Source organism: Streptomyces sp. NPDC031064 (genome assembly GCF_055570965.1).
Genome location: NZ_JBVIGF010000009.1, coordinates 40,757 through 61,795 on the forward strand (window position 1 = coordinate 40,757; position 21,039 = coordinate 61,795).

The following is a 21,039-nucleotide window of genomic DNA, read 5'->3' on the forward strand; positions in this document are numbered from 1 at the left end:
GTTCAGGGCAGCGCGCGGCACAGGGCGTCCAGGGCGCCCGCCCAGGCGCTGTCGGTCGGGGTGGCGTAGCCCACCACCAGGGCGTCGCGGCCGCGCGGGACGTCCGGGTGGCGGAAGCGGTCCAGGCCCTGGACGGCCAGGCCCTGCCAGGCGGCTGACTGAACGACGGACCGCTCCGTGCCGGGCGGGAGTGCGAGTACGGCGTGGAGGCCGGCCGCGATGCCCGTGACGCGGATGTCGGGCGCCCGCTCGGCGAGCGCGGCCACGAGCTGGTCGCGCCGCCGGCGGTAGCGCAGCCGCATGCCCCGCACGTGCCGGTCGTACGCGCCCGAGCGGATGAACTCCGCCAGGGTGAGCTGGTCCAGCGCGCTCGACACCCAGTCGGAGTGGTCCTTCGCCGCCAGTACGTCCCCCACCAGGGCCTCGGGCAGCACCATCCACCCCAGCCGCAGCCCGGGCGTCAGGGACTTGCTCGCCGTACCGAGGTGGACCACGCGCTCGGGGTCCAGGCCCTGGAGGGCGCCGACCGGCTGCCGGTCGTAGCGGAACTCGCCGTCGTAGTCGTCCTCCAGGATCAGCCCGCCCGTCCGCCGCGCCCAGTCGACGACCTCGGCGCGCCGGTCCGGCGGCAGCGCGCCCCCGAGCGGGAACTGGTGCGCGGGCGTCATCAGCACCGCGCCCTGGCCGCCCAAGGCGCCGACGCGCGTGCCGTGTTCGTCGAACGGCAGCGCGGGCGTGCGCAGGCCGGCCCCGGTGAGCAGGTCCCAGTGGATGTCGAGCCCGTACGACTCGACGGCGACGTCGCGCACCTGGCGCCCGCGCAGCACCTGGGCCATCAGGCGCAGCCCGTGGACGAAGCCGGAGCAGACGACGATGCGGTCGGGGTGGGCGTACACGCCCCGGGCCCGTGCCAGGTAGTCGGCGAGGACGGTACGCAGCTCGATACGGCCGTGCGGTTCGCCGTAGCCGAACGCCTCGTTGGGGGCGGACGTCAGCGCGCGGCGGGCCGCCTTGAGCCACTCGCCGCGCGGGAACGACCCGAGGTCGGGCGTGCCGGGGTGCAGGGTGTGCGCGGCGGGGCGGCGGACCGGTGGGCGCCGGACCGGCGCGGGGCCTGCCTGGGCGCCCCCGCGTGACGCGCCGCGCGTCCCGCCGCGCGCCCCCGTGCCCGGGCCGGGGCGCGGGGCGGCGCGCCGGGCCACGCGGGTGCCGGAGCCCTGCCGGGCGGTGAGCCAGCCCTCGGCGACGAGCTCGGCGTACGCGTCGGCGACCGTGTTGCGGGCGATGCCCAGGTCGGCGGCGAGCGACCGGGAGGACGGCAACCGCGTCCCGGGGGCGAGCCGCCCGGTCCGGACGGCCTCCCGCAGCGCGTCCATCAGGCCGGACCGCAGCCCCGGGCCGCGCAGCTCCAGGTGCAGGTCGGCCCCGAAAGTGGCCCAGGAATCCGTCATGGAAGTGGACCATACCCCTGCGCCACAATCCCCGTACGGTCATAGCCATGACGACGACAGAGACGACCGGCACGAAGACCGCCGAGTACGCCACCGAGCACACCCCCCGACTCACCTGGCACGAGCACGCGCCCGAGGTCTTCCGGGCCATGGTCCGGCTGGACGCGGCCGCCCGGCAGGGCCTCGACCCGGTCCTGCTGGAGCTGGTGAAGATCCGTGCCTCGCAGCTCAACCACTGCGCCTACTGCCTGGACATGCACACCAAGGACGCGCTGGCGGCCGGTGAGTCGGTCGAGCGGATCGTCCAGCTCAGCGCCTGGGAGGAGTCGCGGCACTTCTACACCGAGAAGGAGCTGGCGGCGATCGAACTCACCGAGGCGATCACCGTCGTGACGGACGGTTTCGTGCCGGACGAGGTGTTCGAGAAGGCCGCCAAGCAGTTCGACGAGACCGAACTGGCCCAGCTCATCGCCGCGATCACCGTCATCAACGCCTGGAACCGGTTCGCCGTCTCCACCCGCATGGTGCCGGGCCACTACACCCCGGGCCAGTTCAAGGGCACGGCCAAGTGACGGACGCCGTAGCCGCGTTCCGCGCCCTGCACCACGGCCGGGCCCCCGAGGACCCCCTGGTCCTGCCCGGCCCGTGGGACGCGGCCAGCGCGCGGGCCTTCGAGGAGGCCGGGTTCCCGGCCCTCGCCACGCCGTCCGCGGGGGTGGCGGCGTCGCTCGGGTACGAGGACGGGGCGACGCCCGCCGACGAGATGTTCGCGGCCGTCGCCCGGATCACCCGCGCGGTGTCCGTCCCGGTGTCGGCGGACGTGGAGGGCGGCTACGGGCTGGCGCCCAAGGAGCTGGTCGCCCGCGTCCTGGACGCCGGCGCGGTGGGCGTGAACCTGGAGGACTCCCGGGCCGGGACGCTCAGGGACCCGCGCGCGCACGCCGACTGGCTGGCGGAGGTGCGGGCGGAGGCGGGCGACCGGCTGTTCGTCAACGCCCGCGTGGACACCTTCATCCGGGGCCTGCCCGACCCGGAGGACGCCATCGCCCGGGCACGGCTGTACGTGGCGGCGGGCGCCGACTGCGTCTACCCCATCGGCGTGCCACCCGAGCGGATCCCGGCGCTCCGGGCGGGGGTCGACGGGCCCGTCAACGTGGCCCCGTTCCCCGGCGGTCCGCCGGTCGCCGAGCTGGGCCGGCTGGGTGCCACGCGGATCACGTTCGGGCCGGGGCTGCTGCACCGCGCGATGGACGCGGTGCGGGACATCGCCGGTCAGTTGCGGCGCAGCTCGTAGACGGTGTTGTCGCCGTCCTCGGCGGCCTTGGTGAAACCGGCGCGGGTGACGACGCCGTGCGAGGGGGTGTTGCCGTGGTCGACGGTGGCGCGCAGCACGGTCACCCCCGGCCGGGCGAGGGCCCAGCCGGTGAGGGCGCGCACGGCCTCGGTGGCGTAACCGTGGCCGCGGGCGCCCGCCACCAGGTCGTAGCCGATCTCCGCACGGCCGTCGGCGTCCGGGGCGGCGTGGAAGCCGATGGCACCCACCGCGCGGCGGTCGGAGGCGCGGACGATGGCGTACGTGCCCCAGCCGGGGCGGTACGTCCCCGCCTCGCGGGCCTCGGTCACCATCCCGGCGGCGAACCGGGTGCCCTCCGGCGGGCCGCCGTCGGCCCACGCGAAGCCGCCGGTACCGCCGCCGTGCAGGTCGGCGGCGACGTGCGGGGAGACCTCGCACAGCACCAGGCGTTCGGCGACCACCGGGTCGGCGTACCAGCGCCAGGCGGCCAGGCGCGGCCGGTCGTCCAACTCGGCCCGCCCCGTCGCCCACAGCAGGGCCCGCCACGGGTCGTCCGTGCGCGGGACGTGCGGGAAGAGGGCGTCCAGGACGCGGGCGGGCAGGTGACCGGGCGGCCGCCAGCCGGGGACGCCGAGGGCGCCGAGGATGTCGTACGTGTGCAGCAGCGTCTCGACGACGCCCATCGCCGCGAAGCCGCCCGGCCCGGCCATGCCGTACGGGTGCCAGGCCCGTACGTCGTCGGGCGTGGTGCGCACGGCGGCGGACAGCAGCCCGCCGGTCGCCTCGATGACGCGGACCAGCCCGGCGGGCGTGGCCCCGGGCTCGGCGGCGATCCCGAAGGGGGCGTAGGAGTCGGTGGCCCGGCCGGTCAACTGGGTGGCGTAGCCGATGAAGTCGTCGGCGATGTGGACCGCCGTGTCGTAACAGCTCCACTCCAGCCCGGCCGCCGCGCCGGTCCAGTCCCGGTCCGCCACCTCGCGCAGAGCGCGGGCGGTGACGGCGACCGCTTCGTCGACGTCCTGCGCCGCCGTGATCGTCATGGCCGCGACCCTAGGGCCGAACGCCCGGCGCAGCCACCGGTTTTCGCGGATAACCGCTGGGCCGCGCCCTGGCGGCTGATCCATCCTGGGACCCGTCCGCACGTGCCCTTCGAAGGGATTGGTCCATGACCACCGAACGCATAGGCCCGCCGCTGGTCGGCGACGAACGCGAGATGCTGCGCGCCTTCCTGGACTACCACCGCGCCACCCTCGCCATGAAGTGCGACGGCCTGTCCGACGAGGAGCTGCGCCGCCGCTCGATGCCGCCGTCGACGCTCTCCCTGCTCGGCCTGGTCCGCCACATGGCCGAGGTGGAACGCGCCTGGTTCCGCCGGACCATCAACGGCGAGGACGTCCCGCTCGTCTGGTCGCCCGAGGGCGACTACCAGGTGGCGTACGACGCGACGGCGTCCACCCGCTCCGAGGCGTTCGCCGCCTGGCGGGAGGAGGTCGACCACGCCCGCCGTATCGAGGAGTCGGCCCCGTCCCTCGACGTCACCGGCCACAACGCCCGCTGGAACGTCGACGTGTCCCTGCGCCACGTCATGCTGCACCTGATCCACGAGTACGCCCGCCACAACGGCCACGCGGACTTCCTCCGCGAGGGCGTCGACGGCACGGTCGGGCCCTGATCGCCCAGGGCGTTGACATCAACCGCACTTGAGGTCGGAGGCTGTCCGGCGTAACGAGGTCCGCAACGAGCCCGCAGCCGCTTGGAGAGACATCATGAGCCCTCAGGTCACCGGCGTCGCCGTCCCGCAGGAGGACGTGGACGCCATCGTCGCGTTCGTCGCGGGTGTGCAGCACGCGCAGCAGCACGCCCTGCCCGACGCGTTCATGAGCGGGTTCCGCCAGGACGCGTTCTGGACCACCGCCCACGGGAAGCTGCTGACCGGTTACGAGGAGATCAGCGCCTTCACGCACAAGGTCCTGCCCGCCACGATCGACCACGACGTGACCGCCACCTACGAGGTCGAGCACATCCTGTTCGTCCGCCCCGACGTCGCCGCGGTCAAGGTGCGCCAGCGGCCGGTCACCCGCGACGGGGAGCGGCTGGACGCGGTGTTCCACGGGCAGGCGGACCCGGAGGCGCTGGTGGCCGCCCACCCGGACGCGGTGCCCGGTACCCCGCTGTACGTCCTGGCCAAGGACGACGGCGTGTGGCGGGTCGCCGCCGCGCAGAACACCAAGGTCATCGACCCGGAGACGCTCGCCGCGGGCTGACCTGGCGGAACCGCGCGGGGGGATTCGCCCGATTATCCTGGTTATGTGGATGATCGCGGTGAGCAGAGGCCACGCGAGGACGGAGTGCGTCCGGAGATCCTCGCCTCCTGGCAGCGCTCGAAGTCGCTGGGGATCGACACCGAGGGCGGCGCCGCCCTGCCGGTCGAGAGCGACCTCGATCCGGACTCCCGGCTCATCAGGGCCGCCGCGCCCGTGCTGGAGCACCTGTGCGAGCGGTTCTCGGGGCTGCCCGTCACGGTGACGCTGGCCGACGCCAAGGCCAACATCGTGGACCGGCGGGGCGACCCGGTCGGGCTGGAGCTCATGGACGCCGCCTCGCTGGTGCCGGGCGCCAATGTCGACGAACGGTTCATGGGCACCAGCAGCGTCAGCATGGTGCTGAGCACCCGGTCACCCTTCGTGGTCGTCGGCCAGGAGCACTTCCTGCACAACCTCAAGGAACTGACCTGCATGGCCGCCCCGGTGCGCGACCCCGTGGGCGGCACCGTGCAGGGCGCGGTCAACCTCTCCATCCCCCGGGAACTGGCCCAGCCGGGCATGGCGCTCGCCCTCCAGGACGCCACCGACCGCATCGCCGAACGCCTGCTGGAACTGAGCACGGCACGCGAGCGCAACCTGATGAGCTCCTTCCTCCACGCCCGGGAGCGCGGCGAGCACGCCGAGCTGCGCCTCGACTCCGGCGAACTCGCCCGGCTCGGCGCGGCGGCGCCCCGGCTGGCCCCGGAGGAGCGGCTGGCGCTGCTGGAGAACGCCATCGACCTGATCTCCTCCAGCGGCGAGCCGTTCGCCGAGGTGTCGCTGGGCGGCGGACGTGTCGCGACGCTGCGGCGCCGGGAACTGCACCACGGCGACGCGGAGGGCGCGGCCGTGGAGGTCACCTTCCGGGAGGACGGCGTGGGCGAACGCCTCGGCGACCGCGCCGGTACGGGGGCCACCGCGACCGCGCCGGACGGATGCCTCGGTGACCGCACCGCCGGCCTCGCCGGCGACCGCGCCGGTACGGGGGCCACCGCGACCGCGCCGGACGGACGTGACGTACCGCTGCTGGGGCGCCCGCCGGGCCCGCCCGACCGGCCCTCCGCGTCCGGCCCGTCACGGCCCGACGCGTGGCTGCTGCTGGTGGGCGAGCCGGGCGTCGGCCGGCTGGCCGCCGAGGCGCGCGGGCGGCTGGCGCTGCTGAACGAGGCGGGCGCCCGCCTGGGCACCACCCTGGACGCGCGGCGCACCGCCGAGGAGCTGGCGGAGATCGCCGTACCGCGCTTCGCCGACGTCGTCGTGGTCGACCTGGTCGAGAGCGCCCTGGCGGGCGAGGAGCCCCCGGCCGGGGGCGTGGTCACCGGCGCGGCGCTGCGCCGGGCGGCGGTCTGGGCCGGCGAGGACTCCCGCGACGCGCGGATCGGCCGCCTCGGCGAGCCGGTCGCCTACCCGCCGGGCACCCCGCAGGCCCGGTGCCTGGCCGGCGGCCGGCCGGTCACGGACTCGGTGCTGACCGCCGCCCTGACCGGGCCCCCGGCCGGCGACGAGCACCCCATCGACCTGCTCGGCGAGGGCGTCCACTCCTACCTGGGCGCCCCGCTGCGCGCGCGGGGCGCCGTGCTGGGCCTGGCGGGGTTCTACCGGCGCGGCAGGACCAGGCCGTACGAGGAGGACGACCTGACCCTGGCGGGAGAGCTCGCGGCGCGGGCCGCGATCAGCGTGGACAACGCCCGCCGCTACAGCCGGGAGCACCAGGCCTCCCTGACCCTCCAGCGGAGCCTGCTGCCGCGCGAGACGCCCCGGCTGACGGCCGTCGACGTCGCCTCCCGCTACCTGCCCGCGGACGCCCGGGCGGGTGTGGGCGGCGACTGGTTCGACACCATCCCGCTGTCGGGCATGCGCGTGGCCCTGGTCGTCGGGGACGTGGCCGGTCAAGGCCTCCAGGCGGCGGCCACCATGGGCCGGCTGCGGACGGCGGTGCACACGCTGGCCGCCATGGACCTGCCGCCCGAGGAGGTGCTGAGCCACCTGGACGACCTGGTCTCCCGTGCGTCCGGCCCGGCCCACGAGGAGGACCCCGCCACGGCGGCGACCTGCCTGTACGCCGTGTACGACCCGGTCTCCTGCCACTGCACGGCCGCCAGGGCCGGTCACCCGCCGCCCGCGCTGCTGCCACCGGACGGCCCGGCCCGGCTGCTCGACCTGCCGGCCGGCCCGCCCCTCGGGCTCGGCGGGCTCCAGCCGTACGAACCGGCCACCGCCGATCTGCCCGAGGGCAGCCTGCTGGCGCTGTACACCGACGGCCTGCTCAAGGAGAGCCGCGGCTTCGGCGACACCGACACCGACGCCCGCACCAAACAGCTCCTGGCCGCGCTCACCGGATCGGAACCGTCACTCGAGCGGGTCTGCGACCGGGTCACGGCCACCCTCCTGCCCGACGGCCCCCGCGACGACGTGGCCCTGCTCCTGGCCCGCGTCCACGCCCTGCCCGCCGACCGGGTCGCCTCCTGGGAGCTGCCCTCCGACCCCTCGGTGGTGGCCGAGGCACGGTCCCTGACGCACCGCCAGCTCGCCGAATGGGGCCTGACCGACCTGGACTTCAGCACCGGCCTGGTGGTCAGCGAGCTGGTCACCAACGCCGTGCGCTACGGCGGCCAGGGCCCCGTCTGCCTCCGCCTGCTCCGCGACGGCTCCCTGATCTGCGAGGTCTCCGACCGCAGCAACACCTCTCCCCGCATCCGCCGCGCGGCCACCACCGAAGAGGGCGGCCGTGGCCTCTTCCTGGTGGCGCAGTTCACCAAGAGCTGGGGCGCCCGCTTCATGCCCCAGGGCAAGACGGTCTGGGCCGAACAGGTCCCCCCGGGCCCGCACTCCGCCCCCGAACCGGACGAGCAGTCCCTCCTGGCCATGTTCGACGACCTCTAGTCGCTACGGCATCCAGGCCCGCCACGTCGCCTCGTTGGCCTTGACCCACTTCTCGGCCGCCTCCTCGGGCGACAGCTTCTGTTCGGCGATCATCAGGGACACGTCGTTCTGGGCCTCCGTCGTCCAGCGGAAGTTCTTCAGGAAGGCGGCCGCCTTGCCGCCCTTCTCGGCGAAGTCGGCGTTGAGGAACTTCTGGAGCGGGGTGTGCGGGTAGGCGCAGGCGACCTTCTTCGGGTCGGCGTCGCAGCCCTCCTTGTAGGCGGGGAGCTTCACCTCCGTCATCGGGACCTTCTCGAAGAGCCACTGGGGCTTGTACCAGTACGTCAGGAAGGGCTTCTTCTCCTTGGCGAACTGCTTGATCTGGGTGATCTGAGCCGCCTCGGAGCCCGCGAAGACGACCTTGTAGTCCAGGCCCAGGTTCTTCACCAGCGCCTTGTCGTTCGTCACGTACGACGGGGAGCCGTCCAGGAGCTGGCCCTTGCCGCCGCTCTCGGCCGTGCGGAGCTGGTCGGCGTACTTGTTGAGGTTCTTCCAGTCGGTGACGTCCGGGTGCGCCTTGGCGAAGTAGGTGGGGACGAACCAGCCGATGTGGCCGGTCACGCCCAGGTCCCCGCCGCGCGCGATGGTCTTCTTGTCGTTGACGTACCGCTGCTCCTGCTCCGGGTGGCCCCAGTCCTCCAGGAGGGCGTCCACCCGGCCCTGGCTGAGGGCGTCCCAGGCGGGGATCTCGTCGACCTGGACGGTGTCGACGCGGTAGCCCAGTTCGTGTTCGAGCAGGTACTTCGCCACGGCCACGTTGGCCTGCGCGCCCACCCAGGACTGGACGGACAGGGTGACCGTCCTGGAGCCCTGGGCGGCGGCGTACGGGGACGCCTGCTTGGTCATGTCGGCCGCGCCGCAGCCGGCCAGGGGCAGCAGGGTCACGGCGGCGATCAGGGGGGCCATGATGCGCTTGCGCATGCTCAGGCCTCCTTTCCGGTCGGCTGGGTGACCCGGTCGAGCATCAGGCCCAGGCAGACGATCGCGGCGCCCGCGACCAGGCCGGTCGCCAGGTCGCCCTGGGCGAGGCCGAACACCACGTCGTAGCCGAGCGCGCCACCGCCGACCAGGCCGCCGATGATGACGACGGCGAGGACGAGGACGACCGCCTGGTTGACGGCCAGCAGCAGCGCCGGGCGGGCGAGCGGGAGCTGCACCTGGCGCAGTTGCTGCCAGCCGGTGGCGCCCAGCGAGCGGGCGGACTCCAGCGCGACGGGGTCGACGCCGCGCAGGCCCTGGGTGGTGATGCGGACGACGGCGGGCAGGGCGTACACCACGGCGGCGGCGACCGCCGGGGCGCGGCCCACGCCGAACAGCGCGACCACCGGGATCAGGTACACGAACTGCGGCATGGTCTGGAAGACGTCCAGGACCGGGCGCAGGCAGCGCTCCACGCGCGCGCTGCGCGCCGCCGCCACCGCGATGGCGAAGCCGAGCACCAGCGTGACCGCGACGGCGGCCAGCACCTGGGAGAGGGTGTCGAGCGACGCGTCCCACACGCCCAGGACACCGATGGCGCCCATCGCGGCGACGGCCGTCAGCGCGGTGCGCCACGTACCGACGAGCAGCGCGAGCACGCCGACCACCAGCAGCAGCGACCACCAGGGCAGCGCCTGGAGCCCGTCGCGTACGGGGTCGAGGACCCACCCGGTGAAGTGGGCCGCCCAGTCGGCGGTGCCGCCGATGACGGGGACGCCCGAGTAGAGGTGGGCGGTCATCCAGTCGACGGCGCGGTTGACCGGCTCGGCGATGTCGACGTGCCACGCCTGGGGCCAGGTGAGCCCGCCGGCCAGCCGGCCGGTCACCGCGGCGGCCACCACGGCCACGCCGCAGGCCGCCCAGTCCCGGCCGCGTACCGCACGCGCGCCGGTGGCGGTGCGGTCCAGCACGACCGCGAGCAGCACGATCGGGATGCCGGCGGCGAGGGCGGCGCCCACGTCGACGGAGGCGAGCGCCTGGTAGACCCGGTCGCCGAGGCCGCCCGCGCCGATGACGGACGCGATGACCGCCATCGACAGGGCCATCATGATCGACTGGTTGACGCCGAGGAGCAGTTCCTTGCGGGCCAGCGGCAGGCGGGCGGTCAGCAGCCGCTGCTTGCCGGTGGCGCCGAGCGAGGCGGAGGCCTCCAGCACGCCGGGGTCGGCGCCACGCAGGCCGAGCGCGGTGAGGCGCGCCATGGGCGGGGCGGCGTAGACGACGGTCGCGAGGACGGCGGCGGGGACGCCGATGCCGAAGACCAGCACGACGGGGAGCAGGTACGCGAAGGCGGGCAGCACCTGCATGGTGTCGAGGACGGGGCGCAGCGCCCGGTACGTACGGTCCGACAGCCCGGCGCCGAGGCCGAGCAGCGCGCCCAGCACGACGGACGCGGCCACCGCGACGACCATGAGGGCCAGGGTCTGCATGGTGGGCACCCACATGCCGAGCAGCCCGCACACGGCGAACGCGGCGACGGTGGTCAGCCCGAGCCGGAGGCCCGCGACGCGCCAGGCGACGATGCCGGCCACGGCGGTGACGCCGGCCCAGCCGGCGGCGAGGAGCACCAGGTAGACGGCGCGCACGGACAGGACGACGGCGTTGCTGACGTGCCCGAAGAAGTACAGGAACAGCGGGTGGCTGTCGCGGTTGTCGACGATCCAGTCGCTGGCGGTGCCGAGCGGCCCGGACAGGTCGACGGAGAGGGCGGCGGGCCAACTGCCGCCGCCGGCGAGGAGGAAGCCGAGCGGCAGGAGGACGAGGGCGGCGGCCAGCGGCCAGTAGCGGCGCAGGGCGGCGGCCGGCAGGCGGGGCCGGGCGGGGGCGGTGACGGCTGCGGTCATGCCGCCGCCTTCCCGGCGGGGACACCGGCAACGACCGACAGCAGGCCCTCGTGGTCCACGACGCCCACGCAGCGGCCGGAGTCGACGACCCGTACCGGGCCGCCGCTGCGGGCGACCGCCTCGATGGCCTCGGACACGGTCGCGCCGGGCGCGACGGCCGGACCGGAGTCTGCGTCGCCGTCGCACGGCGGGCGCATGGCGGTGCGCACGGTCATCACCTGCTCGCGCGGCACGTCCCGCACGAAGTCGCGTACGTAGTCGTCGGCGGGCGAGCCGACGATCTCCTCGGGCGTGCCGAGCTGGACGATCCGGCCGTCGCGCATCAGCGCGATGCGGTCACCCAGGCGCAGCGCCTCGTTGAGGTCATGGGTGATGAAGATCATCGTGCGGCCCTCCTCGCGGTGGAGCCGGATGACCTCCTCCTGCATGTCGCGCCGGATCAGCGGGTCGAGGGCGCTGAACGGCTCGTCGAACAGCAGCACTTCGGGGTCGACGGCGAGGGCGCGGGCGAGGCCCACGCGCTGCTGCTGGCCGCCGGAGAGCTGGCCCGGCTTGCGGTCCTCCATGCCCTCCAGGCCCACCTTGGCGACGACCTCGGCGGCCTTGGCGCGCCGTTCGGCGCGGCTCATGCCCTGGATCTCGAGGCCGTAGGCGACGTTGTCGACGACCGAGCGGTGCGGCAGCAGCCCGAAGTGCTGGAAGACCATGGCGGCCCGGTGGCGGCGCAGTTCGCGCAGCCGGGACTTGTCCATGGACAGGATGTCCTCGCCGTCGATGGCGACGGTGCCGGAGGTCGGCTCGATGAGCCGGGTCAGGCAGCGCACGAGGGTGGACTTGCCGGAGCCGGACAGGCCCATGACGACGAACACCTCGCCCTTGCGGACGTCGAAGGAGACGTCCCGGACGGCGGCGGTGCAGCCGGTGCGTTCGCGCAGTTCGGCGGTGGGGAGGGCGGCCAGCTCGGGGGAGCCGGGTACGCGGTCGGCCTTGGGGCCGAAGACCTTCCACAGGTTCTCGACGGAGAAGACGGGTGTCGTGTCGACCGGGGTCGTACTCATCGGGCACCACCTCCCAGGAGTTCGGCTGCTTTTTCGCCGACCATCAGCACCCCGATCATCGGGTTGACGGCGGGCATGGTCGGGAAGACGGACGCGTCGGCGATGCGGATGCCGTCGAGCCCACGGATCCTCAGGTCGGGTCCGACGACGGCCTGTTCGTCGTCCACGGCGCCCATGCGGCAGGTGCCGGCGGGGTGGTAGACGGTGTGGGCGACCTTGCGGGCGTACTCGCTCAGCTCCTCGTCGCCGGTGACCTCGGGGCCGGGGCAGACCTCGCGCTTGAGCCAGCCGGCGAGCGGCTCGGTCTTGGCGATCTCGCGGGCGATGCGGATGCCGTCGACGAGGGTGCGGCCGTCGTAGTCGTCCTCGTCGGTGAAGTACCGGAAGTCGAGGGCGGGCTTGACCTCGGGGTCGGCGCTGGTGAGGTAGAGGCGGCCGCGGCTGCGCGGCTTGGGGATGTTCGGGGTCATCGACACGCCGTGGGCGGGGCGTTGGTAGCCCAGCCGCTCCGGGTTGTCGGTGAACGGTATCTGGTAGAAGTGGAACATCAGGTCCGGGCCCTTGGACTCGGGGTCGCGGCGCACGAAGAGGCCCGCGTCACTGTCCATGGCGGAGTTCTCCGGAATGGGCCCGTCGGTCTCCCAGACGATGACCGACTCGGGGTGGTCGAGCAGGTTCTCGCCGACGCCCGGCAGGTCGTGGACGACCGGGATGCCGAGCTCTTCGAGGTCCTTGGCCGGGCCGATGCCGGAGTGCAGCAGCAGCCGGGGGGTGTCCACGGCGCCCGCGCAGACGAGGACTTCGCGCCGGGCGGTGACGAGCTGCTCGGTGCCGTCCTTGGCACGGACGTGGACGCCGGTGGCGCGGGTGCCGTCCAGCTCCAGCCTGTACGCCCAGGTCTCCAGCATCAGATGGAGGTTCGGGCGCTCGTCCATGATCGGGTGGAGGTAGGCGACCGACGCCGAGGAACGCTTGTTGTTCTCCGGGTGGTAGGCGAGGTCGAAGAACCCGACGCCCTCGTGGAACGGCTTCTTGTTGAAGCCCTCGACGCGCGGGACGCCGAGCGCGGCTTGGGCGGCGTCGACGAAGTCGCGGGCGATGGCGTTCCGGTCCTTCTCGTCGACCGAGACGATGTTGTTGAGGAGCTTGTCGAAGTACGGGTCCATGGCGGCGGCGTTCCAGCCCTCCGCCCCGGCCTCCTCCCACTCGTCCCAGTCGGACGGCAGGGGTTTGAAGGAGATGAGCGTGTTGTGCGACGAGCAGCCGCCCAGCACGCGGGCGCGGCTGTGCCGGATGTGGGAGTTGCCGCGCGGCTGTTCGGTGGTGGGGTAGTCGTAGTCGAGGTCGCCGCCGAGCAGGCCCATCCAGCGGCGCAGCGTCAGGACGTCGGGGCGGTCGACGTCGGACGGGCCGCCTTCGATGACCGCGACGGTGACGTCGGGGTTCGCGGTGAGGCGGTGGGCGATGACGCTGCCGGCGGTGCCGCCGCCGACGATGACGTAGTCGTACGTGGTGTGCTCGTTCATGGTGCGTTCGTTTCCCTGCTCAGCCCGCGAACCAGCGCACGGGGCGCGGGGCGAGGTTCTGGTAGACGTGCTTGGTCTCGCGGTATTCGGCGAGCCCGGCCGGGCCCAGTTCGCGGCCGATGCCGCTCTTGCCGAAGCCGCCCCACTCCGCCTGCGGCAGGTAGGGGTGGAAGTCGTTGATCCAGACGGTGCCGTGGCGGAGCCGCCCGGCGACGCGGCGGGCGCGGCCGGGGTCGGCGGACCAGACGCCGCCGGCGAGCCCGTACTCGGTGTCGTTGGCGAGGGTGACGGCCTCGTCCTCGGTGCGGAAGGTCTCGACGGTGAGGACAGGGCCGAAGACCTCTTCGCGGACGACGCGCATCCCGCGGTGGCAGCGGTCGAGGACGGTGGGGCGGTAGAAGAAGCCGGGGCCCTGCGGCCGTTCGCCGCCGGCCCGGAGGACGGCGCCTTCGGCGAGGGCGGAGGCGACGTACTCCTCGGTGCGGGCGAGCTGCTGGGCGGAGACGAGGGGGCCGCACTCGACGCCCTTGTCGGTGCCCCGGCCGATGCGGATCTTCTCGGCGCGGTGGGCGAGTTCGGCGACGAACCGCTCGCGCAGCGACTCCTCGACGATGAGCCGGGAGCCGGCGGAGCAGACCTGGCCGCTGTGGATGAACGCGGCGTTGAGGGCCTGGTCGACGGCGGTGTCGAAGCCCTCGTCGGTGGCGCAGGCGTCGGCGAAGACGACGTTGGGGTTCTTGCCGCCCAGTTCGAGGGCGACCTTCTTGACGCTGTCGGCGGCGGCGCGCATCACCTTCGTACCGCTGACGAGTCCGCCGGTGAAGGACACCAGGTCCACGTCGGGGTGTTCGGACATGCGGGCGCCGACGGGGTCGCCGGGGCCGGTGACGAGGTTGGCGACGCCGGCCGGGAGACCGGCCTCGGCGAGGAGCCGGATGAGGGCGACGGTGGTGAGCGGGGTGATCTCGCTCGGCTTGATCACGAAGGTGTTGCCCGCGGCCAGCGCCGGGGCGATCTTCCAGCTCGCCTGGAGGAGCGGGTAGTTCCACGGTGTGATCAGCGCGCAGACGCCGACGGGTTCGTGGACGACGACGCTGTGGATGTCGGGCGATCCGGCGTCGACGACCCGGCCGCCGCTCTCGTTCACCACGAGGTCGGCGAAGTAGCGGAAGGCGTCGGTGACGCAGTCGACGTCGACGCGGCCCTCTTCGAGGGTCTTGCCGGCGTCGCGGCTCTCCAGCAGGCCGAGCTGCTCGCGGTCGCGCTGGAGCAGGTCGGCCACGCGGCGCAGCAGCGCGGCCCGCTCGGCGACCGGCGTGCGGGGCCAGGGGCCCTGGTCGAACGCGGTGCGGGCGGCGGCGATCGCGGCGTCGGTGTCCTCGGCCCCGCCTTCCGCGACGACCGCGAGGGTCGTGGCGTCGGCGGGGTCGAGGATCTCGCGCGTGGCGCCGGTGGCCGCTGCTCGCCACTCTCCGCCCACGTGGATGGTCTGTTGGTCCGACACGTCGCGTTTGCCTTCCGTTCCCGATCATTTCGTCACCGACGGTGGTCGGCGACCGGGGTCCCTGCCCTCAGGGACGGAAAGCATGCGCGAAAGTGGGTTTGCTCACTCCCGGCGCGGGTAGCCGGGCGGTTGCGCTCAGTTGCCCCGCAGGGCTTCCTCCACCTCGTCGGGGGCGTCGTCCTGCACCCGCAGGCAGGCCACCCACGAGGGCAGCAGCCAGTGCGTGACCAGCAGCGCGAAGAGCGCCGGGAACAGCCACGCGCCGTCGAAGCGGAGCTCGCCGAGCCAGGTGGCGAGCCCCGTTCCGGCCGCCCCGGCGAAGAGCAGCCCGACGGTGATCCGGTGCGCGACGGCCCGGACCCGGTCCCGCTCGACGAGCTGGCGCTCGTCCAGCATGTGGCCGCGCAACTGGAGCAGCCCGCGGGTGGAGCCGTTGATGACGCCCATCGCCAGGCACCAGGGCGCCAGCAGGGCGAGTATCGCGAACGCGCACCAGACGGAGACCCCGTGCACGGCGCCGAGCCAGGCGGCCACCGATGCGGCGGTCAGGGCGATGTGCGCCCCGACGACCAGGCGCCGCCGTGCGGCGGTCGCGTACATGGCGGTCCCGGCGTCCTGGTTCATGATCATGTACATGCGCCGGTCGTTGCGCGTCGCGGTGATGGTCACTGCTTCCTCCCGTGTGCCCCGTAGATCTCGTCGGTGAGCGGCTGGAACGGCTCCAGGGAGAACAGCGCCTCCACCGGAAGCCCGAAGTACCTGGCGGCCTTCAGCGCCAGGTCGAGGCTCGGGTTGTACTGCCCCCGCTCGATGTAGCCGATGGTCTGGTAGTGGACGCCCAGGGCGTCGGCCAGTGCCTGGCGCGACACCTTCCGCTCCGCCCTCACCACGGCCAGCCTGTTGTGTACCTGCTCGCTCATGTATAAGAAGTACTACATTCGTTAGCACTTTCGCAATGATCCGAATGGATGACCGGTCCCGGCGTCGCTCCCTGCCCCGGCCCCCGGGCCGACCTAGGGTGCGTCCATGCGCAGCAGCGACGACCGCGTCTACCTCGCCCCCGTCGACCACCTGCGGGCCGTCGCCGCCGTGCTCGTCGTCCTCTACCACGGGTGCCAGTTGCTCAGCGCGCGCATCGAGGGCCGCCGCTTCGTCCCCGCGACGGACTGGCTCTACTCGGCCAACCCGGCCGCCACGCTCGTTTTCGAGGGCCACACGGGCGTGGCCCTGTTCATGGTCCTGTCCGGCTTCATCTTCACCGTCGGCGCGTACGGCAGGCCCATCCGCTACGGCCGCTTCCTCACCAACCGGCTGCTGCGCATCTACCCGCTCTACCTGGTCGTCGCCGTCCTCGGCCTGGCCACGCAGGTCTCGCTGCCCACGTTCCAGGACCTGGTGCGCGTCCTGACGTTCGCGACGCCGACCCAGCCGTACGGGGGCGTCTTCTGGACGCTGTGCGTGGAGATGCAGTTCTACCTGGTCTTCCCGCTCCTGGTCCGGCTCCTCGGCGAGCGCGGGCCCGGCGCCCTGCTGCGACTGCTGGCGGCGGTGTCACTGCTGCGCGCGCTGGTGTGGCTGAGCAGCCCGGCGGCCGAACCGCACACGGCGTCGCTGTACCTGGGCCTGGCCGGGCGGATCGACCAGTTCCTGCTCGGCATGCTGGCCGCCTGGGTGTACGTCCACCACCCCGGCCGGCTGCGGGCGCGGTGGCTGCCGCCGGTCGCGGCGGCCCTGGCGCTGGGCCTGCTCTGGTCCTTCAACCAGGCCCACGGATTCGTCTCCGACAGCCCGCTGAAGCTGGCCTGGAGCGGCGCGGAGGGTGCGGTGTGGGCGCTGGTGGTGGCGGTGTACGTCGCGGGGGCCGGCGGCGGGGCGGCGCGCGGGACCGGGCCCGGGGCCGGACGGGGGACGGGATGGGGAGCCGGACGGGGGACCGGCGGGTGGCTCTCGCGGGCCGTGGCCAGGCTCGGGGAGGTCAGCTTCTCCGTCTACCTGACGCACTTCATGGTGCTGACGGTGATCGGCGAGTACGGGTACCGGTGGTTCCCCGGCGGGCTGCCGCCCGTGTGGTGCGCCTTCCTGGTCACGCTGCTGGTGGCCCTGCCGCTGACGGTCGCGGTGTCGTTCGTGACGTACCACGCCATCGAACTGCCCTTCCTGCGGCTGCGCCGCCCCTACCTGGGTCCGGGGGCCGACGCGGAAACACCGCGCCCCCGGCAGCGGGAGAGCTACCGGGGGCGGTGAAGTCCGTACGCATACGGAGCGATCAGGCTCAGATCAGGCCCAGGCCGCGAACCGCGTCGCGCTCCTCGACGAGCTCCTGCACCGAGGCGTCGATGCGCGTGCGCGAGAACTCGTTGACGGCCAGGCCCTGGACGATCTCGTACTTGCCGTCCTTGCAGGTGACCGGGAAGGAGGAGATCAGACCCTCCGGGACGCCGTAGGAGCCGTCGGACGGGATGGCCATCGAGGTCCAGTCGCCCTCGGCGGTGCCGTTGACCCACGTGTGGACGTGGTCGATCGCGGCGTTCGCGGCGGAGGCGGCCGAGGAGGCGCCACGGGCCTCGATGATGGCCGCGCCGCGCTTGGCGACGGTCGGGATGAACTCGTCGGCCAGCCACGCCTCGTCGTTGACGACCTCGGCGGCGTTCTTGCCGGCGATCTCCGCGTGGAAGATGTCCGGGTACTGGGTGGCGGAGTGGTTGCCCCAGATCGTCAGCTTCTTGATGTCGGAGACCTGGCAGCCGGCCTTCTTCGCGAGCTGCGACAGCGCGCGGTTGTGGTCCAGGCGGGTCATCGCGGTGAAGCGCTCGGCCGGTACGTCCGGGGCGGCGGCCTGCGCGATGAGCGCGTTGGTGTTGGCCGGGTTGCCGACGACCAGCACCTTGATGTCGTCCGCGGCGTGGTCGTTGATGGCCTTGCCCTGCGGCTTGAAGATGCCGCCGTTGGCCTCCAGGAGGTCGCCGCGCTCCATGCCCTTCGTGCGGGGGCGGGCGCCGACGAGGAGGGCGACGTTCGCGCCGTCGAAGGCCACGTTCGGGTCGTCGGTGATCTCGATGCCGCGCAGCAGCGGGAAGGCGCAGTCGTCGAGCTCCATGGCGGTGCCCTCGGCGGCCTTGAGGCCCTGCGGGATCTCCAGGAGGCGCAGTTTGACCGGCACGTCCGCGCCGAGCAGGTGGCCGGAGGCGATGCGGAAGAGCAGCGCGTAACCGATCTGGCCGGCCGCGCCGGTCACGGTGACATTCACGGGAGTGCGGGTCATGGCGATCTCCGTAAGACAGACTGGCGGTGGGGCCGTGCCCCTGGTGCTGGACATCCTTCCTGATCGATCGGTGTCTCGACGTGAAGAGATATCCAGCGGTCAGGCTATCCGACCCGGACCCCCCTCAACCCCCGCCCCCTTGTGTCTCGGCTCACTGCTCCCCCGTGCAGCCCTTCGTGCCGTTCGCCAGCGTGGCGCAGGCCTTCGGCTCGGCGCCGTCGGCCGCCGCGACCATCAGCGTGTACGCGTCCTTGTCGATCTTCACCGCGCCGTTCTGGGTCTCGCCGCCCGCGCTGATCGTGACCTTGTCCCCGGCCACCGCCTGGGTGATACGGGCCCAGGCCGCACCGCACGTCTCGCTGTAGCGGACCTCGACCTTCGTCGTGCCGACCGTCGCGGAGCCGGTCGTCGTGGCGTACTGGCCGCCGCAGCCCATGGCCTCGGGGTCCTGGCCGGTGCAGTCGTCGCCGCTGCACTTCACCCCGGCGGGCAGCGACTTGGAGGCGCTGGTGCTGGGCGTGGCCGACGGCGACTGGGCGACGTTCTTCGCGGGTTCGTCGCCGCCACCGCCGAGGTCGGTCAGCAGGACGGCCGCGGCTATCACCAGCAGGGCGCCGACGACGCCGGCGAGGAACAGGGTCGCCTTGTTCCTGCCCCCGCCCCGGGCCTGTGCGCGCGCCGGCGCGGCCGCGGCGGGCGGGGCGGCCGGGCCGCGGCGGGCCGGGCCGTTGGGGCCGCCGTCGGGCGGTATGACGGACGGGCGGCCGGCCGGCGCGCGGTGGGCGCCCCGGTCGGGGCCCGGGGCCGCCTTCACCTGCGAGGAGCCGTCCGCGCCGGGGCCGGCGGTGCCGCCGAACTCACCGAGCGCGGCGCGCGCCTGGGAGATCCGTATGGCCTCCATCGTCATGTCGTGGCGCATCTCGGCGCGGCTCCAGGCGCGCTCCGCGAGCTCCCACATGGTCGTGAGGTGCACCGGGTTGGTGCCGGTGACCTCGGCCAGCGCGACGATCGCCCCCTTGGGCGCGAGGAGGCGCCCGTTCAGATAGCGCTCCCACGACGTCTTGCTGTAACCGGTGCGGTCCGAGACCGCCGCGATGCTGAGCCCGCTGCGGTCGACCAGCCGGCGCAACTGACTCGCGAACTCCTTGACCTGCGGGTCGAGTTCCTCCGGTAGCGCCTTCCAACGAGGCATTGCCTCCCCCTTGTCCCCCGATACGTGCCTGATGTGCTCCCCGCGCTGCGTCCCCCCTGACGCCTCCCGGAGCTCACCAAGGTGTCCACCGAGAGGGATGCGCGGAGCCAGGATGACAGTTCCTGAAGCGGGGGCGCACGGGCGCATCCGGAACATGGGCGTGCCCCCTTACGCGCCCTTGTCCTGAGTGCCGCCCCAGTTTCGCATCCGTTGCGGGTCGATCACACCATGCCGGAATGGTCACCTCCGTGCCACAGGCCCCGGACATACCTTGATCGAGCTTGGCGCGTGCATGACGCTCTTATGCAGGTCACGGCGCCCGTCCTGCTCGGGGGAGAGGATGGGCGCCGCGACCCGCATGACGCGGCTCACACCCGGAGCACACGTCCGGGGGCTCACATCGAGAGCATCCGCTTCTGGAGGCCGGTGTCGAGGACGTCCAGGAACTGCTCCGTGGTCAGCCACGGGTGCTCCGGGGAGATGAGCCGGGCCAGGTCCTCGGTCATCTGGCCGCCCTCGACCGTCTCCACGCAGACCTGCTCCAGGGTCTGCGCGAACCGCGTCACCTCCGGAGTGCCGTCCAGCGCGCCCCGGTGGGCCAGGCCCCGGGTCCAGGCGAAGACGGAGGCGACCGGGTTCGTCGAGGTCGACCGGCCCTGCTGGTGGCGGCGGTAGTGGCGGGTGACCGTGCCGTGCGCGGCCTCCGCGACGACGGTCCCGCCGTCGGGGGACATCAGGACGGAGGTCATCAGGCCGGGCGAGCCGAATCCCCGGGCGACGGCGTCGGCCTGGACGTCGCCGTCGTAGTTCTTGCACGCCCAGACGTAGCCGCCCTCCCACTTCAGGGCCGAGGCGACCATGTCGTCGATGAGCCGGTGCTCGTAGGTCAGGCCCGCGGCGTCGAAGCGTGCCTTGAACTCGGCGTCGAAGACCTCCTGGAAGACGTCCTTGAAGCGCCCGTCGTACTTCTTCAGGACCGTGTTCTTCGTGGACAGGTAGACCGGGTAGCCACGGGCGAGGCCGTAGCGGAAGGACGCGCGGGCGAAGTCGCGGATCGACTCGTCGAGGTTGTACATCGACAGCGCGACGCCCGCGCCCGGGAAGTCGTACACCTCCAGCTCGACCGGGTCGGAGCCGTCCTTCGGCGTGAAGGTCATGGTGAGCGTGCCGGGGCCGGGGACCTTGAGGTCGGTGGCGCGGTACTGGTCGCCGAAGGCGTGGCGGCCGATGACGATCGGCCGGGTCCAGCCGGGGACCAGCCGTGGCACGTTGCTCATGATGATCGGCTCGCGGAAGAGCACGCCGCCGAGGAGGGTGCGGATGGTGGCGTTCGGCGAGCGGTACATCGCCTTGAGAGCGAACTCCTCGACGCGCGCCTCGTCCGGCGTGATCGTGGCGCACTTGACGCCGACGCCGTGCTCCCTGATGGCTTCGGCGGCCTCGACGGTCACCCGGTCGCGCGTGGCGTCGCGGTTCTGGATGCCCAGGTCGAAGTACTTCAGGTCGGCATCGAGGTACGGCAGGACCAGCCGGTCCCTGATGAACTGCCAGACGATGCGGGTCATCTCGTCGCCGTCGAGCTCGACGACGGGGTTGGCTACCTTGATCTTGGACATGAGGCGGTACGTCCCTCTCGCGCGACGACGACATGTCTCGTCGTCAAGGTAGAGCGCGAGGCCGTACGCGGCCGCCCGACGCGGCCGTC

The 21,039-nt window shown here is 73.1% G+C and carries 18 protein-coding genes; 6 read left to right on the top strand and 12 right to left on the bottom strand.

Annotated features, from left to right (window positions below):
- Positions 1-2 precede the first annotated feature (2 nt).
- Entirely contained in the window at positions 3-1,451 is a 1,449-nt protein-coding gene (gene pdxR / locus ACZ46W_RS28900; RefSeq protein WP_468343566.1) for a MocR-like pyridoxine biosynthesis transcription factor PdxR, read from the bottom strand.
- 47 nt (positions 1,452-1,498) lie between these two features.
- Here pdxR and ACZ46W_RS28905 point away from each other — a divergent pair, with 47 nt between their 5' ends.
- Positions 1,499-2,023: a carboxymuconolactone decarboxylase family protein gene (locus ACZ46W_RS28905; RefSeq protein ID WP_468343569.1), complete on the top strand. Its 525-nt coding sequence runs from the start codon at positions 1,499-1,501 to the stop codon at positions 2,021-2,023.
- The gene (locus tag ACZ46W_RS28910) at positions 2,020-2,745 is read left to right on the top strand and encodes an isocitrate lyase/PEP mutase family protein (RefSeq protein WP_468343572.1); all 726 of its coding nucleotides are present in this window, start codon (positions 2,020-2,022) and stop codon (positions 2,743-2,745) included. The genes ACZ46W_RS28905 and ACZ46W_RS28910 overlap by 4 nt, the downstream gene beginning before the upstream one ends.
- Here ACZ46W_RS28910 and ACZ46W_RS28915 read toward each other — a convergent pair.
- On the bottom strand, positions 2,724-3,785 hold the full coding sequence (locus ACZ46W_RS28915; protein ID WP_468343575.1) for a GNAT family N-acetyltransferase: 1,062 nt from the start codon (positions 3,783-3,785) through the stop codon (positions 2,724-2,726). The genes ACZ46W_RS28910 and ACZ46W_RS28915 overlap by 22 nt on opposite strands.
- A gap of 125 nt (positions 3,786-3,910) precedes the next feature.
- On the opposite strand from ACZ46W_RS28915, the gene ACZ46W_RS28920 reads away from it, so the two are divergent.
- From ACZ46W_RS28920 to ACZ46W_RS28930, 3 genes are all read left to right on the top strand, one after another.
- Positions 3,911-4,417: a DinB family protein gene (locus ACZ46W_RS28920; RefSeq protein ID WP_468343578.1), complete on the top strand. Its 507-nt coding sequence runs from the start codon at positions 3,911-3,913 to the stop codon at positions 4,415-4,417.
- A 94-nt stretch (positions 4,418-4,511) separates the two neighbouring features.
- Positions 4,512-5,009: an SgcJ/EcaC family oxidoreductase gene (locus ACZ46W_RS28925; RefSeq protein WP_468343581.1), complete on the top strand. Its 498-nt coding sequence runs from the start codon at positions 4,512-4,514 to the stop codon at positions 5,007-5,009.
- A gap of 45 nt (positions 5,010-5,054) precedes the next feature.
- Positions 5,055-7,931, top strand: a complete 2,877-nt coding sequence (locus ACZ46W_RS28930) for a SpoIIE family protein phosphatase (RefSeq protein WP_468343584.1) — start codon at positions 5,055-5,057, stop codon at positions 7,929-7,931.
- 3 nt (positions 7,932-7,934) lie between these two features.
- On the opposite strand, the gene ACZ46W_RS28935 is transcribed toward ACZ46W_RS28930, so the two are convergent.
- The 7 genes from ACZ46W_RS28935 to ACZ46W_RS28965 all read right to left on the bottom strand — a co-directional run bounded on the left by ACZ46W_RS28935 (position 7,935) and on the right by ACZ46W_RS28965 (position 15,800).
- On the bottom strand, positions 7,935-8,891 hold the full coding sequence (locus tag ACZ46W_RS28935) for an ABC transporter substrate-binding protein (RefSeq protein WP_468343587.1): 957 nt from the start codon (positions 8,889-8,891) through the stop codon (positions 7,935-7,937).
- Positions 8,892-8,893: 2 nt separating this feature from the next.
- Positions 8,894-10,792, bottom strand: coding sequence for an ABC transporter permease subunit (locus tag ACZ46W_RS28940; RefSeq protein ID WP_468343590.1), 1,899 nt, complete (start codon positions 10,790-10,792; stop codon positions 8,894-8,896).
- Positions 10,789-11,850, bottom strand: a complete 1,062-nt coding sequence (locus ACZ46W_RS28945) for a quaternary amine ABC transporter ATP-binding protein (RefSeq protein ID WP_468343593.1) — start codon at positions 11,848-11,850, stop codon at positions 10,789-10,791. The genes ACZ46W_RS28940 and ACZ46W_RS28945 overlap by 4 nt, the downstream gene beginning before the upstream one ends.
- The gene (locus tag ACZ46W_RS28950; protein ID WP_468343596.1) at positions 11,847-13,376 is read right to left on the bottom strand and encodes a GMC family oxidoreductase; all 1,530 of its coding nucleotides are present in this window, start codon (positions 13,374-13,376) and stop codon (positions 11,847-11,849) included. Before ACZ46W_RS28950 ends, ACZ46W_RS28945 begins: the two co-directional genes overlap by 4 nt.
- A 19-nt stretch (positions 13,377-13,395) precedes the next feature.
- Positions 13,396-14,880 carry an aldehyde dehydrogenase family protein gene (locus ACZ46W_RS28955; protein ID WP_468343599.1) on the bottom strand — a complete coding sequence of 495 codons (1,485 nt, stop codon included), beginning with the start codon at positions 14,878-14,880 and terminating at the stop codon, positions 13,396-13,398.
- 135 nt (positions 14,881-15,015) lie between these two features.
- Positions 15,016-15,549: a hypothetical protein gene (locus tag ACZ46W_RS28960; protein ID WP_468343602.1), complete on the bottom strand. Its 534-nt coding sequence runs from the start codon at positions 15,547-15,549 to the stop codon at positions 15,016-15,018.
- Positions 15,546-15,800 carry a helix-turn-helix transcriptional regulator gene (locus tag ACZ46W_RS28965; RefSeq protein ID WP_126886202.1) on the bottom strand — a complete coding sequence of 85 codons (255 nt, stop codon included), beginning with the start codon at positions 15,798-15,800 and terminating at the stop codon, positions 15,546-15,548. Before ACZ46W_RS28965 ends, ACZ46W_RS28960 begins: the two co-directional genes overlap by 4 nt.
- A 106-nt stretch (positions 15,801-15,906) precedes the next feature.
- On the opposite strand from ACZ46W_RS28965, the gene ACZ46W_RS28970 reads away from it, so the two are divergent.
- On the top strand, positions 15,907-17,124 hold the full coding sequence (locus tag ACZ46W_RS28970; RefSeq protein ID WP_468343605.1) for an acyltransferase family protein: 1,218 nt from the start codon (positions 15,907-15,909) through the stop codon (positions 17,122-17,124).
- Between the two features lie 28 nt (positions 17,125-17,152).
- On the opposite strand, the gene ACZ46W_RS28975 is transcribed toward ACZ46W_RS28970, so the two are convergent.
- The 3 genes from ACZ46W_RS28975 to ACZ46W_RS28985 form a co-directional block, all read right to left on the bottom strand.
- On the bottom strand, positions 17,153-18,142 hold the full coding sequence (locus ACZ46W_RS28975) for a malate dehydrogenase (RefSeq protein WP_468343608.1): 990 nt from the start codon (positions 18,140-18,142) through the stop codon (positions 17,153-17,155).
- Between the two features lie 151 nt (positions 18,143-18,293).
- Positions 18,294-19,334 carry an XRE family transcriptional regulator gene (locus ACZ46W_RS28980; protein ID WP_468343611.1) on the bottom strand — a complete coding sequence of 347 codons (1,041 nt, stop codon included), beginning with the start codon at positions 19,332-19,334 and terminating at the stop codon, positions 18,294-18,296.
- A 395-nt stretch (positions 19,335-19,729) separates the two neighbouring features.
- Positions 19,730-20,950, bottom strand: a complete 1,221-nt coding sequence (locus ACZ46W_RS28985; RefSeq protein ID WP_468343614.1) for an NADP-dependent isocitrate dehydrogenase — start codon at positions 20,948-20,950, stop codon at positions 19,730-19,732.
- Positions 20,951-21,039 lie beyond the last annotated feature (89 nt).